Origin of the sequence: Mesorhizobium sp. M0910 (assembly GCF_040319465.1) — a bacterium.
Lineage (GTDB): Bacteria > Pseudomonadota > Alphaproteobacteria > Rhizobiales > Rhizobiaceae > Mesorhizobium.
In genome coordinates, this window is the sequence record NZ_JAMYNZ010000012.1 from 88,893 (window position 1) to 102,574 (window position 13,682).

11 protein-coding genes and 1 pseudogene are annotated in these 13,682 nt (G+C 57.3%); 1 reads left to right on the top strand and 11 read right to left on the bottom strand.

The genetic code is table 11. From position 1 onward, the window contains the following. Positions 1-488 precede the first annotated feature (488 nt). The 11 genes and pseudogenes from NKH78_RS25845 to NKH78_RS25895 all read right to left on the bottom strand — a co-directional run. Positions 489-1,553: a Gfo/Idh/MocA family protein gene (locus NKH78_RS25845; protein ID WP_352884633.1), complete on the bottom strand. Its 1,065-nt coding sequence runs from the start codon at positions 1,551-1,553 to the stop codon at positions 489-491. 198 nt (positions 1,554-1,751) lie between these two features. Beyond that, a complete protein-coding gene (locus tag NKH78_RS25850) occupies positions 1,752-2,795 on the bottom strand; it encodes an aldo/keto reductase (protein WP_352884634.1) in 1,044 nt (347 codons plus the stop codon). Positions 2,796-2,859: 64 nt separating this feature from the next. Next, positions 2,860-3,645, bottom strand: coding sequence for an aspartate/glutamate racemase family protein (locus tag NKH78_RS25855; RefSeq protein ID WP_352884635.1), 786 nt, complete (start codon positions 3,643-3,645; stop codon positions 2,860-2,862). 848 nt (positions 3,646-4,493) lie between these two features. Then, positions 4,494-6,413, bottom strand: coding sequence for an HAD-IA family hydrolase (locus NKH78_RS25860; RefSeq protein ID WP_352884636.1), 1,920 nt, complete (start codon positions 6,411-6,413; stop codon positions 4,494-4,496). 302 nt (positions 6,414-6,715) lie between these two features. Beyond that, complete coding sequence (locus NKH78_RS25865; protein WP_352884637.1) at positions 6,716-7,738, bottom strand: hydroxymethylglutaryl-CoA lyase-like TIM-barrel protein; 1,023 nt, start codon at positions 7,736-7,738, stop codon at positions 6,716-6,718. A gap of 46 nt (positions 7,739-7,784) precedes the next feature. Then, positions 7,785-8,588 carry an SDR family NAD(P)-dependent oxidoreductase gene (locus tag NKH78_RS25870; RefSeq protein ID WP_352884639.1) on the bottom strand — a complete coding sequence of 268 codons (804 nt, stop codon included), beginning with the start codon at positions 8,586-8,588 and terminating at the stop codon, positions 7,785-7,787. Positions 8,589-8,703: 115 nt separating this feature from the next. After that, on the bottom strand, positions 8,704-9,480 hold the full coding sequence (locus NKH78_RS25875; protein WP_352884640.1) for an SDR family oxidoreductase: 777 nt from the start codon (positions 9,478-9,480) through the stop codon (positions 8,704-8,706). A 224-nt stretch (positions 9,481-9,704) separates the two neighbouring features. After that, entirely contained in the window at positions 9,705-10,097 is a 393-nt protein-coding gene (locus NKH78_RS32700; protein WP_502899848.1) for an ATP-binding cassette domain-containing protein, read from the bottom strand. A gap of 84 nt (positions 10,098-10,181) precedes the next feature. Beyond that, the gene (locus NKH78_RS25885; RefSeq protein WP_352884642.1) at positions 10,182-10,577 is read right to left on the bottom strand and encodes an oligopeptide/dipeptide ABC transporter ATP-binding protein; all 396 of its coding nucleotides are present in this window, start codon (positions 10,575-10,577) and stop codon (positions 10,182-10,184) included. Between the two features lie 228 nt (positions 10,578-10,805). Further along, positions 10,806-11,579 (bottom strand): HpcH/HpaI aldolase family protein, encoded by a 774-nt coding sequence (locus NKH78_RS25890; protein WP_352884643.1) that lies wholly within the window; start codon positions 11,577-11,579, stop codon positions 10,806-10,808. A gap of 396 nt (positions 11,580-11,975) precedes the next feature. After that, positions 11,976-12,321 (bottom strand): annotated as a pseudogene (locus tag NKH78_RS25895) (DDE-type integrase/transposase/recombinase); the annotation flags it as partial. A gap of 208 nt (positions 12,322-12,529) precedes the next feature. On the opposite strand from NKH78_RS25895, the gene NKH78_RS25900 reads away from it, so the two are divergent. Next, positions 12,530-13,672: an amidohydrolase family protein gene (locus tag NKH78_RS25900; protein ID WP_352584740.1), complete on the top strand. Its 1,143-nt coding sequence runs from the start codon at positions 12,530-12,532 to the stop codon at positions 13,670-13,672. Positions 13,673-13,682 lie beyond the last annotated feature (10 nt).

Genomic DNA, 13,682 nt, shown 5'->3' on the forward strand with positions numbered 1-13,682 from the left:
AGAATCTGCGAATTTTTGTTTCGAGTTTTGTTGCAACGGCTGCCGTTCAAAGCTTTGTGTGCGTCTTTGCAACGAGCCGCTCCGGCGCGGCGATCAGGCCTGTATTGGGTTGGCTTCGCGTTGCTTCGGCCTCGAGCCTGTCAAGAAACTGGGCCGGCCAAGGCGGTCAAATCGTTATCAGGAGAACCTGAAGGAGAACAATCTCGCCCTTTTCAATCCGCTACGCCCCTTCATATTGGGCAAAAATGCGCGTCCTCGCCGAGCTGTGCCAGCTTGGCCGAGCCGCAGCACGGGCAGGTTGACGGTGCGGCGATGATGGCGCACTCACGCGGACGACCTGCCGTTATCCGACGCCTTAGCTCCCGGGCCAAAGATCTTCGCTAAGGGCTCCTCCATCATCCGCCTCATGAAAGTGGATTTGAATCACCCGCGAACACCGTCGTCACATCACAATGATTCATCGATCACAAGGCGCGCTCTAGCCTTAGTCAGCGGTCGATTTCGGGCGTGCTATTGATCGTTTCGACCGATATCACTCGCCCCGTCGTCGCCGACGTGATCGCGGCCTGCATGAGAGCGAGACTGCCAATATTGTCACGCCCCAGGCTGGCGAACGGTGCGACCGTGCCGGTCTCGACGGCGCACGCAAAGGTCGCCAAGCTTTCTCTACGTCCGAACGATGCCATCGCAGGAAGGTCGATCGGCACTACGGGGTGGCCGCGCTTTCGGATACTGACGTGATCGCCCCCCAATGTGACATCACGGTCACCGCGGCAGGTCCAGATGATCTCGCCCTCGGCGCATTCCAAATGCCACTCGCCGCCATACGGCGTCTCCACTCCACCACTAAGCCAATTGCCGCGATAAGTGACGACGGTGCCTCGATCGAAGATGATCGTCGCAGCCGCTGCTGGGGGCTCTCTGAACGAACTCCCTTGCGGCTGCCAAGCGGTACAATATACCTGCCGGGGTTCCTGCCCGAGCACCATACGCATCAAGTCAAAGTGGTGGATACCAAGATCCTCAAGAAGGGGCTGTCGTAAGGCGTAAAAAGGTTCATCGGCCGGCGTACAGTTCAGGAACCGCCGGAATTCGATGTGGACTGCACCTACCGGCCCGAGTACTTGCTCTCTGACAAGCCGGGCAGCACTGATAGCTGCAGGAAAGAAGCGGAAGTTCTGGCTGACCATAAGTGTTAGGTGGTAACGGTCCGCCAAATCAGCGAGGCGCTCCGCCTCGACGGTCGTTGAAACAAACGGCTTCTCCACCAATACGTGCTTCCCGGCCTCCAGAGCAAGTTCAACGAGAGAAGCATGGGCCCGGACGTCCGCCGTAACCAAGACAGCGTCGGCATCGATATTCGAGAGTGCTGCCTCCAAAGTTGGAAAGCACCGGTCCGGGCAAGCCCCCAGCCGCAGCTCCACTCGCTCCAGCGCCTCAGGATTCGGGTCGACCCAACCTACCGCCTCGATTTCGGGGACATAAGGTACGGCCGTCTCAGCCCAGTCTGCACCCCATTCACCAAGCCCAACCTGAACTATCCTAGTTGGCATGGTACCACCTCCTATTTAGACTAGAATTCAATCCCGGCGACGAGGAACTGACGCATGCCGTCTATGTCGGCCATGGCAAGCACCTGCCGGCGCGCGTCAGGGCATTCCTGGATCTCCTCGCCAGACCGTGCGTCTCTAAGGGTAAGCCGCGCGTTTAAGGGACACTCGGCCCAGGAGAAGCCAGATAGATTTGAGCGATTACGGCACGAAAGGCGCCGGACGCCGGCCAGCACCTTGCCGCTCAAGCATCCAACCGGGATACTCGGAAGGCAGCGCGCTGACCTCATCCAGCCTGGCGAGATCGTCGGCGTCGAGCTTCAATCCGGTGGCCGCGAGGTTCTGTTCGAGCTGGTCCATGCGGCTGGCGCCGATGATGACGCTCATCACGAAAGGCTTGGCCAGCAGATAGCCGAGCGCCACCGTGGCGACGCTGACGTCGTGCTTGGCGGCCATCTCGCGCATCACGGCGACCGCCGCCCAGGCGCAGTCCTCATTGACCGGCGGGAAGTTGAAATAGGCACGGCGGCCTTCGCCATTGCTCGGCGCGCCGGGACCGTATTTGCCGGAAAGCAGGCCGCCCGCCATCGGCGACCAGACCATAAGGCCGAGCTTTTCCTCGTTGAGCAGCGGAACGATCTCGCGCTCGAGGTCGCGCCCGGCGATCGAGTAGTAGGATTGGACTGTCTCGAAGCGGGCAAAGCCCTTGCGTTCGGCAATGCCAAGCGCCTTCGCGATGCGCCACGCTGCCCAATTGGAAAGGCCGACGTAGCGAACCTTGCCACTGGCAACGAGGTCATCGAGCGCCCGCAGCGTCTCGTCAATCGGCGTCACCGTGTCGTTGCCATGCAGCTGGTAGAGATCGATATGGTCGACTTGCAGACGTTCGAGGCTGGCATCGACCGAATCCATGATGTGACCGCGCGACGAGCCACGCTGGTTCGGGCCCTCGCCCATCGCCCCGTGGACCTTGGTGGCGATGACCATTTTTTGCCTGTCGACGCCGAGATCCCTCAGCGACTGGCCGAGCAGCCGCTCGGACTCACCGTACGAGTAAACGTCAGCGGTGTCGAAGAAATTGACGCCGGCGGCCAGCGAGCGCGCGACGATCTCGTTGACGCCTTTCTGGTCGAGGCTGGCGATCCCGTGCCATTCAGCGTTCTCCCCGGCGGCGCCGAAGGTCAGTGTGCCGAGGCAGAGTTCGGAGACGAACATGCCGGTATTGCCAAGCTGGTTGTAGCGCATGATGGAATTCTTCCCGAGAGAAGGATTGAATGACATGACGGAAATAGGAGCGGGCCGTGTCGTTTCAGACGTGGCCATAGTGCTCGCGATGAACGACAACTGAAAAGGCGTAGTCGAGCAGCGTACTCCAGGAGAAAATAGGCAACCTCACTTCGCGCTGCACACAGCGTGCGAACGGCTGAAGTCCTGTGCAAACGAAAATCAATGCGCACAGGTCGGCGTTCTTGGAGACAAAGTCCTTACATGCACTAACGAACTCGGCTTCGGCGCGTTCGAAACTGGCGGTGGGAACCGAAGACCACTTGTCTGCGCTCCACAAATTCTCGAATTCCGGGCACGAATAGTCCTCGGATACTCCCATGAACGCAAGGTTTGACGCCGGATCGATTCCGGCGCTGACGAGATGGTGCTCTGTCAGCCGCCGAGGGAAGGCACACACAATCCCAACGCGTCCCGTGCTTCCGGTCAGCCGCTGCGCGAGAGGTACCTGCAAAAGGCTCGACATAAATACAGGAACCGATACTTCGGCCGCCACCTCTTTTTGGAAATACGCAAAGTGAGCGCACTCAGCAGCGATGGCTCGACACCCCATACGTTCGAGTCGACGCGCGGCCTGCAGTATGGGTTCTAGGCAAGCGGATTTATCCGACTGAATTCCGAGCCGATCGAAGTCGACACCTTCGACTACGTCGTATTGGACGGGGAATTGATACGCACTTGCGTTCCGTACGGAGCCGGGAAAACCAGGGTATACCTCATCGAACAGCATGATCCCCAAACCCATACCACAACCATATGTACCCGGTTGGGCGTGAATGACATCTATCCCAAAGTCGCGGTTCCCAGACATAATATGACTCCCAAGCTAAGAATGTAATGGCCATCGTGAGTAAGAATTAGCGCGCCGTTCGTCGCCATTTCTGCTGAGGAGCGACAGTAACTCTGAGCTAAACTTCGTCCGGCCCATCCGACAGTTGAAACAGGCATACCGCATATTGTATGTTAGAATGGTCCAGTGCTGCACCGGGCGGAAGCCATAATCCATGAACACGTCATGCAACGCATATTTCTCCATCAAGGTGCGGATGAATTGAAGGGAGCACTGTCCCCCATGATAAGACCGTCGCCAAAACCTGTCGCTTTAAGGAGTTTCAAGAGTCGTGCCAACTGCGCAGAAATATCCTTTGAAAGAGTTTTACGCCTGTTGCTCAATGGCTTGAATGTTCAAATATGACAGCGCAACGAAGCCACGTGGAACACGACCGTGTCTCAGACTCGACAAACCCGACAGTAAGTGTCGGTCGCTGGCCTCAACCGATTCATGTTGTCCGAGGCCGAGGGCCCTGCCCAAGCCGGCAGTTAACCCTAAGCTCAGTGTAGGTGCGCGGCAAAGAGATGTTGAGGATATTGTGGCGGAGCTCGGAATGGCGTTGTCACGTTGTTTGAAATGTGGCCGCATGAGGCCGACACCGCGCTTTTCAGGCAGGCCGTGCACTCACGTCTTCCACGCGGAAGGATCGTTCGGCCTCCTCGATTCCTTAAGTTCTTCTTCCGACCTGCACACAGCCACCGACTGGGTGCGTGCCGACGACTTCATCGAGGTGCCAGACATCGTCTTTCGTCGGCGCCAACCATGCTGCCGCGTTCAACTGCTGCCGCCTCATCCGCTCCGCGATTCTCGCTCCAAGCCGCCCAAACCTAGTCTGTTTTATTGGAATGCGTCGTCGACCGAAGGTGTGGAAACAAACTGCCGTCGAAAAGTTGATTAAGGTTCTTCGCGACAAAATCGGCAGCGCCGCTTTCGTCTTGACGCAACTCGCCGCAGCTGTTGAGGCCAGTCGTTACCAGAAGTGCGTCGAGCCCTGCAGCCTTTGCGCCCTTGATATCCGTATCAACCTGATCGCCGACCATCAAGAGACGGTCGCTACCAGCCCGAGTGATGCACTCTTCGAAAATCGCTCTTCCTGGCTTGCCCATAGTCTCTACTGAGATTGGAGGGGCTCCGAAAGGCGCTAGTCCAGCTTTAAGCATTGGCCCTATTATGCCTGGTCCAAAGACGAGTGTGCCGTTTTTGCCAGGATAAATGATGTCCGCGTTTGCCGCTATGATACGGGGCATTTCACCCGTCTCGATCAGTCTGCGTTGAAAGGTCGACAGGATGTTATCGGCAGCCCGTTTAAAATCGAAACCTTCATCATCGAGCACTACGAGTGTGTCGAATGTCGCGGCCGTATCAGCGCAATGAAGATTTGGATGCTTACCCAAGATCTCAAGCGCAGCGTGTGCACTGCCCACATAGGAAACTAGCCGCCCGGACGCCAGCTCTTCGAGTACGCGATGCCGCGCAACACCTCCCGCGAAGACGATACGGTCGACTGCCGGAATCGGAAGTCCCGCGCCGCGGAGACGCGCTAATATCGTTTCCTCCGACCCACTGCTGATATTCGTCACGATGTAGTATGGCTGACCGGACGTATTAAGTCGGGCCAAGATATCAGCAGCGCCAGGCAGGGCTTCATTTTCGCTGATCAGGACCCCGGTCGCGTCGAAAAGTATCGCGTCATAGCAATCTGCCAGTGTCTGGGGAGGTGGGCTTTCGAGGACCGCGGTTGGAGGACAAGCCGATTCCGTCCTTGGCTGAACCGCGCGCGCCTTAGAGGGCGGAAAGTAGCCGTGACGCACGACCCTCGCTTCGGGTAGTATGCTGGCCGCGCACGCCTCGGTATACGCCCAGGCCAGCCACTCGCATAAGATCGCCAAGTCTTCTGCCTCGACCGTAGGCCCCGCCCATATCCGAAATCCGGGCGGCGCGTCACCGTAGCTCCAGATGTCAAAAGCCGCGCCTTCGGCTTCGAGTAGACGGATCATCTCCGCAACGATTTTGCCGTCGTCCTCTTTCTCGCCGGCAGCGTGCTGCTCTCGCACAAGCCGAAGAGTAATTGAACAGGTGGAGCGTGCTGCCGGATTGGTGCAAGTCCAATCGATCCAGGGAGTAGAGTTCACCCAGTCGTCCATCACAGCATAATTATTGGCAACCCTTTTCAGAAGTGCTGGTAGTCCACCGCACGCTTCGGCCCAGTCGAGCGCGGAATGGATATCCTCGACGGCGAACATGCTGGGGGTTGAGATCGTGCGGCCGCCAAAGAACGCCTTGTTTACAGATCCGTCGGCGTTGTGCAGTCTCATGAGCCTGGCTACGGGCTTACGTCCGCTGGCTTTCAACCGTGCCTGGGCCCGAGGCGAGAGTGCGATCATGCCATGGCCGCCTTCGCCCCCAAGCGCCTTCTGCCATGACCAGCACAGAACATCGATCCGATCGTAGTCGATGGGACTCGTAAAAGCTGCCGAGACGGCATCTGCGATCACAAGCCCGGCACGGTCAGGAAGAATCCAGTCAAGATCCGGTGGACAGACGCCGCTGTTGGTGCCGTTTAGCACTAGAACGATGTCGTGAGTGGGGTCGATCCCGCTCGTGCTCGGAAAATCTCCGAAAGCACAAATGTGACGGCTTTGCGGGGCAAGCGCTAACGTATCGATCTCATTTGCCCAATACTGCGAGAAGTTGTCTGACAAGAATGTCTCGACTGGAAACGGGCCAAGCAGATTTTGTAAGGCCATGCTGCAGGCCCCAGTGCCTGAACCGGGCACGATTCCGCAGAGCCAGCTATCGGGCAGCTCTAGCAAAGAGGCCATGCGCCTGATTACTTCTCCTAGCCTTTCTGCTCCCTCGGAGCTCCGGTGACTCCGTCCAACATAGCGCAGCATAGTTGGGTGCACGCTCCAGCCGGGATGTTTGCGGCAAGGACCTGATGAAAACCGTGGATCGGACGGGGGGGCCGATGGTTTTGCTACCGCGTTTGGCAGGGTCATGGCTTCCTCCAAGTTGGGAAAAAGGGGCACCTCGATAGAGATATCTGCGATCAGGCGATGTCCTGCGCCATTAGAGCCGACAGCTTGTCATCGGCAAAACTCATCCGTTCATCGGCGCGAAGGTCCGAGAGGCGGCTGATGATCGCGGCCTCAGACAAAGCCCCGCCTTCACAAAGCTTTTGAACATAGGACGGATGGATGAAGTTTGAGCCTGCGAATTGATATGCCGCGCTGCTGCCCCAGCCATACCGTTTTCGCAGTGGATCGAAGTGACGCAAGACGTGCTCGATGAGTGCCCGTTCCGTGGATGTTTCGAGGTGAGTGAAAAGCGGTAGGAGCTGCTCACTAGCCGTATTTCCTGCGCCCCGGCCCATGCCGCCCATGGTGCAGTCTATCCAGGTCGCTCCCGCCGTCGCGGCGGCCACTGAATTGACCAGAGCATATCCGCGGTTGTCATGGGCATGGAATCCAATGTCAGGCTCAATTCGGTCGGCAAACCGGCTGATTAATTCCTGAACGCGGGTCGGCTTCATAGAGCCAAAGGAATCGGCAAGATAAAGCACATCGATGGTGTCGATCTGCGTTACCTCCTTCAGGCACATTTCAACTTCTGCAGCATTTGCCGCATCGAGCTGCATGAGATTCAAAAACACACGGAAGCCCCTGCGAGACAACTCAGCGAAAATGTTCCGGCAGGCAGCCAAGTTGCTATAGTGCGCCGCCACTCGGACGGTCGTGATATGCCCTGGCTCTAGTCCTTCTGTCAGACGGGTCACGGCAGGGGCTATAGGCAGTTCGCTCGCAAGCACATCCTTGGCATCGATCATCACGCAAGCCTTGATCAGGAGACCGGCAGCCACCTGTTCGGCCTTAGAACTCGTCACACTGGCGAAATATCCGTGGCTCTCAGGCTTTCCGACGAGCCCCAGCTCGATCATGCGCACTGGGAGAGTGTTGATAGTAGCGATATAGTCCGACACCAGTTCCGGCGCGAAATCCCAATTTGTGTAGTAGCCACCGTCGCGCAAGGTGCAGTCTAGCAAGTTCACTTCATCTGGTATTGTGTTTAACATTGCCCAGCCTCTTCAAAATACCGCCACAACATCGAAGCATGCTGCATCAGCTCGCGGCATAGCCCCCATCTACATAAAGAATCTCGCCTGTTACGAACGATGCAGCTGGGCTCGCGAGGAAAATGTAAGGCCCGAAATACTCGGGCAGATCGCCGCGGCGGCGCATCGGAGTGAGTTCCATTGCGCGGCGCTGATAAGGGCTATCGAGATTAGGGTGCACTCCATCCATGAAGTTGTTGATGAACCCAGGTGCGACGGCGTTCACACGAATACCCTTATCGGCCCATTCTACCGCCATGGTGCGCGTTAGTTGATTGACGCCTCCCTTACTCGCAGCATAGACAGCGAGGCCCGGTATGCCGAGCGAACTGGCGACCGAAGAAGTCATGATGATGCTGCCGCCTTGTTCCAGCATTGCCTGGGCGGCAAACTTCGCACAATAATAATAGCCCCGCAGATTGGTATCGACGATTTCGTCCCATTCGGGCTCTTCAAATGAATGCGCTGGCTTAATGATGTCGGTACCTGCGTTGCAGACCATCACATCGATCTGCCCGAACCGGTCGACCGTGCCACTGATCAGTGCCTTGCAATCGTCGTGCGACCGCACATCGGCGCGGATAGCCGTCACGTCGATTCCTTGGCCCGCAAGTTCGGCCTCTGCTTCGGTCAGCTCTTTAACATTGTGCGAGGAAAGGACTATCTTCGCGCCCAATCGTCCAAAGCAGGCGGCGAGCGACTTCCCTAGACCGCGACTCGAGCCTGAAATGCAGACTACCTTGCCATCAACTCCGAAGAGCTCTTGGTATCCTTCTGCACCAGTCGCAGAATTATGAGCTGTATCTGACATAGAGATTACCCACACCAGCTATGAATACACGCATGTGCGATTGAACGGCCGAGATCGATGGCGGTTCTGTTTGCGTTGGTTTCGTTCATGGATGGCTCCTAGCGCGACGAATTGTTCAGACGGTTGCACTCAGCCCACCATCGATGACGATCAGGGTGCCGCTTACATAGGCCGCGCGAGCGCTGGCCAAGAATGCAGCAACTGCCGCGAATTCCGAGGGATCGCCAAGGCGCCGGGCCGGGGTCCTATCCTCAAGCGCACGGATGGCTTCGGCGTGGTCTCCGAGGCGATTGGCTTCGTGGATCGCGGTGCTGTGTGCTCCAGGAGCGAGCACATTTACGGTGATATTCTCACCCGACAATTCTTGTACGAGCGTGTGGCAGTAAGGCACTAGCCCTGCTCGTGCGACACCCGACAACGCGAAATGTACCGGAGTCCGTACAATAGCCTCGGAAGCGAGCATCAATATTCGCCCCGCCGGCGAGCGCCGCAGATACGGCAAGGCAGCCGTAACTAGATTTATCGAAGGTAAAAGCACCCGGTCAAACGCGTCGTCGAAATCCTTGGGCGTCATGGCCGAGGGCGGCCCGGCAGAAACGCCACCGCAATTCGTCACCAAGATGTCGATACACCGAAAATGCTCCGCTGTTTCTGAAACCCAAGCTGTTGCATCCGCGCAGTCAGTTACATCGGTCGCGCGCGCCAGCACTTCGGCGCCTTTGCCGCGTAACCGATCCACGGCTCTTTCTAGCCGCCCCGAATCCCGCCCACAGATGGACAAGCGGCAGCCTTCGTTAGCCAGTTCCTCGGCTGTGGCCAAACCTAGGCCGCTGGAGGCGGCCGCGACCATTGCCACCTTGCCGTTAAGCCCTAGATCCATCTTTTGCCCCAATTGACATCGCCACGCTGCTTGGCACCCTTGCAGGCAGCCAAGCATGTGCCATGCCAAACGAAAAATCCGCTTAAAACAACATACTAGCCTGCTGATAAAACGTTGGTTTTGTTCTTACGTCGGATTCCCTACATTTATGTCGTATGCATGCCGATACGCATTCCGGTTCTGAAGACAGCGTTGGGTAAGCAACTTAAGTTTTTGCCCCAGGCGAATTAGATTAGTCACGTAAGAGATCGGCCCTCACGCCACACTGGGCTGCGTGCCGCTCCATCGCTACCGAAGCTCGCCGCGCCATCATCACGAAACTGTCGAGCAATTCGAATATGCCAAAGGAGGTCTTCTGCATCGCGTACAGCAGCATGGCTTTGGCGTTGGCCCCTGACCATCGCGGATCGCGTCTCTTGGTGTGGTGTAAAGTGACGGCGCGGTTGCTGCGCTTCCCCGGCAGGTGCCGGAAAGATCAGGGTGCCCACTGCCTGCCGGCTGCTGCTAACAGCCGGCTGAAGGCCGATGATCGTGCGCGCAATGGTGGATTTGCCAGATCCGCTTTCGCCAACGAGGGCAAGCGTCTCGCCCTTGCGGATTTCAAAGGAGACGCCGCAGACAGCGTCAATGAATGGGTCTGCCCGTGGTGAGCGCCTTCAGCGACCCCTTGGTGCGGAAGCGGACGCGCACGTTCCGGACACTCAGCAGCGCACTCATGCCGCAACCATCCCGGCTCGATCGAGCAGATGGCATCGCGCGACCTCGCCAGGCGTCTCGTGCACGCAGCGATCGAAGGCGTGAGGACGCCGCGGGCTGAAGATACATCCCTTTTTGCTTCCGAGCAGGCTGGGGACCTCTCCCGGGATCGTCGGCAAATTGCGCGTCCGCTGTTTGATCCCTCCAGGGGCGCACCAAAGCAGCGCCCGAGTGTAGGGATGGCCCGGACTATGAAAGATGTCCCGCACCGCCCCCTGCTCCAATACCTCCGCCAGATACGAGCACCACCGCGTCGAGCTCGCCGCCACACTTGGCAGCGACGAGTGCGCGTCCAGAATGACCGCTCGGGCGATCGCAGCCAGCGCGTCATCGGGCGCGATTGCAAAGTTCATCGAATCAAGAACCTTAACCCGACCAAAATCCTAGAAACGCCCTTCACCTCGATTTGGGAATACTTGGATATGCGTGATTTTTGGCGGTAGACCCGAACAGGCAACCTGGACAGAGAAGCATCCGCCTGATCTCAGTTGTATAAAACATGAAGTTTTGCGCGGATATCAATCATCCCGACAGCCACCAAGATCTCCCAGCATTCGAAATTAGCTGAACCAAACAGCAGTCTACGTAACGAGGAACGCGTCGTGGAAATCTTTCGCTACAGCGCGACCGCCGTCCAAAACAAAACTGGAGTCGGTTCCGTAGGTGAACAAGCTGAGGCCAAGCTTTTGAAGCCGCATCATATAGTCTATGGATGCGACATCACTACCCGATGCTATACCGTACTTCTTAGCGGCATTCGCGACTGCCTGACAGGCATCCAGCAACTCCGGCGTCAGCTTTCCTGGTTCCATACCCAAGGAAAGGGCAAGGTCTGCCGGGCCGATGAAAAGCGCGTCGACACCAGGCGTTGAGGCTATGTCGTCCAGATTGTTGAGGGCCTCTCGTGTTTCAACCTGGAGTACGATGGCCAAGCTAGAGTTCGCATCCTTGCGATACTCCGCATCATTTTGGTAATAGTTAGATGCTCTCCACGCTCCAGATCCGCGCTTGCCCGCAGGCGGATATTTTGCGGACGACACAGCTTCGATGGCTTCGGCACCGGAGTTTACCATCGGCACCATGATGCCGTTCGCACCATGATCTAACGCGGCTTTAATGAGTTCAATCCTGTTCCAGGCGACCCTATAAAGTACAGGCATGCCGTATCGTTCGGTCGCTGGAAGAATATGTAAAAGTGCGTCGGGTGGAATGGGTGCATGCTCGCCATCCACCAGAAGAAAATCTAGGTTTGTCTGCGCCAGCGTCTCTGCGACGATCACATGCGGAATGTGCATCCAGCCGCCGATTTGGGCTTTTCCTGACCTGATCGTTTCAGCCAACGTATGTTTTGCCATTTCTCGAACCTTTGCGCACCCAAGTGATTTGTTCTCGCGGGGACGCTGGCAAATTTCTTCCCTTAATAACATATACAGTTTGTCCAGAAGTTGCCTATCACACCAATGCGATGTTCGCTGTTAATACGGGGCCACGCTGGCGGAGGGGCGCATCGCCCAATACTGTAGCGCGGAGCGTCGGTCTCGGATCGTGAAAGCCACGCGCGAGGCGTGTCGGCGCGGCAAAGCCCCGGACGGTTTCGGCGGGGCGCGGTAGGCCGCAGATTGGCGTTGTCACGTTGTTTGAAATGTGGCCGCGTTAGGTCCCATCGCAGACCAACCGCTCCACAGCACAGATTCGAACCCATCGACACCAGGTGCCTGAAAAGCGCGGTGCCGGCGGCAGGCCCTGCTTCACAGCAGGCGCCTGGCCGCCTTGGTGTTGCGGCGCGTCTGGACGATCTCGTCGAGCACATATCCCTCCTGATCAACCGCTCTCCACAACCAGCATTTCTGACCGGTGATGCGCACCACGACTTCATCGAGGCGCCAGGCATCGTCTTTCATCGGCGCCTTGCCGCGTATGCGGCGCGCATAATCAGAGCCGTGCTTCCAGCACCATCACATGGTTCCGTAGGAAACGACGATCCCGCGAGCGCAGCATTTCCTAGACATCGCGCAGGCTCAGATTGAAGCGGAAGTAGAGCCAGACAGCACGTGCCACGATCTCGATCCGATGCGTGGTTCTTGTAGGTGGGTGCACTCAAGGTCATAAGGCGCGCTGCTGCCTCAATTTCCTTATGGTTGCCCCCGCGGGGGGCTGAGCGGGCCCTGTATCAACGCCGAGCATTGCATTGGTGTGATGGCCAACTTTGGGGCGAACTGTATATTTCAATGAGCTGACAAAGATGCCATCGTCCTGACAAGCACACTCACCTGCGTGCGCTTCATGCTCCCGATTGAGAACACGAATGGAGAAAAAGATGAATTCCGGGTTAGTCAAGAGCAGTCGGAAAAAACTCACAATTGTGGACACCGATGTCCACCACTGCTACCGGACAAAATCGGAACTATTTCCTTATCTCAGCAAGTTCAATGCTGAGCGTTTTGCGGAGTGGGGCTTCGGTGGCATTGAAATGGACCCCCACGCCTCTAGCGGAGGATATCACGGAACTCGGGTGGATTTTGAAACGCAAGAGAATGGCGAAATATTAGGTAGTAATGGCGACGCGCAGAGTTGCGGTAAGCTGTTGCTAGACGCACATGGTATCGATTTGGGGGTTCTTACGGGCGGCCCTGCGCAAACGGCGAGCGCGCTCGCCGACGTCGACTATGGGAGTGCTCTGTGCCGCGCTTTTAACGACTACTCAATGGAGCATTGGATCGCCAAGGATGCGAGGTTTAGACTTAATCTCGCCATCAACTCGCAGGACCCCCTTGGGGCAGCGGCTGAAATCGATAGGCTTGGCTCACATCCTTCCGTTTGCGGAGTCATGCTCAGTTGTGGTGCACCTCGGCCCTTTGGCCAGCGCTTTTATCATCCGATATACGAAGCATGCGCCCGACACGGATTAGCGGTGACGATGCACTTCGGCTCAGAAGGAACGGGCATCAATCCGCCGCCCTCGGCGGCCGGATGGCCAAGTTACTATATCGAAATGCGTCTGCTGCGTCCGCCATCTTATGCTGTGCACCTAGCGAGCTTCATCTTCGAAGGTGTGTTCGAAAAGTTCCCGACCTTGAAAGTGGCGATGGTCGAAAGCGGATTTGCCTGGGTGGCGCCCCTGATGTGGAAGATGGATCTCGATTGGAAGGGACTTCGCCGGTGGACTCCATGGGTAAAAAAGCTGCCAAGTGAGTACCTGATGGACCATTTTCGTTTTGGCACCCAACCATTGGATGAGCCCGCCGATCCGGAAGCGCTAAAGCAGATTATCAACTGGATTGGTGGTTCACGAACACTGATGTTTGCGAGCGACTTCCCGCATTGGGATTCGGATGATCCGATGATGACGTTGTCCGACCAGCCAGAGGATCTGCGCCGACGCATCTTCGCAGAAAATGCCATCGAGACATACAAACTGTCGCTACCAGCAATCTCTCAGGCCGCGTAGGGAGAGGTAC

Excerpts from the sequence above, each read along its gene's own strand:
- NKH78_RS25845 (WP_352884633.1), bottom strand. The coding sequence starts at position 1,553 with ATGCCAACTAGGATAGTTCAGGTTGGGCTTGGTGAATGGGGTGCAGAC.
- NKH78_RS25850 (WP_352884634.1), bottom strand. The coding sequence starts at position 2,795 with ATGCGCTACAACCAGCTTGGCAATACCGGCATGTTCGTCTCCGAACTC.
- NKH78_RS25855 (WP_352884635.1), bottom strand. The coding sequence starts at position 3,645 with ATGTCTGGGAACCGCGACTTTGGGATAGATGTCATTCACGCCCAACCG.
- NKH78_RS25860 (WP_352884636.1), bottom strand. The coding sequence starts at position 6,413 with ATGGCCTTACAAAATCTGCTTGGCCCGTTTCCAGTCGAGACATTCTTG.
- NKH78_RS25865 (WP_352884637.1), bottom strand. The coding sequence starts at position 7,738 with ATGTTAAACACAATACCAGATGAAGTGAACTTGCTAGACTGCACCTTG.
- NKH78_RS25870 (WP_352884639.1), bottom strand. The coding sequence starts at position 8,588 with ATGTCAGATACAGCTCATAATTCTGCGACTGGTGCAGAAGGATACCAA.
- NKH78_RS25885 (WP_352884642.1), bottom strand. The coding sequence starts at position 10,577 with ATGAACTTTGCAATCGCGCCCGATGACGCGCTGGCTGCGATCGCCCGA.
- NKH78_RS25890 (WP_352884643.1), bottom strand. The coding sequence starts at position 11,579 with ATGGCAAAACATACGTTGGCTGAAACGATCAGGTCAGGAAAAGCCCAA.
- NKH78_RS25900 (WP_352584740.1), top strand. The coding sequence starts at position 12,530 with ATGGAGAAAAAGATGAATTCCGGGTTAGTCAAGAGCAGTCGGAAAAAA.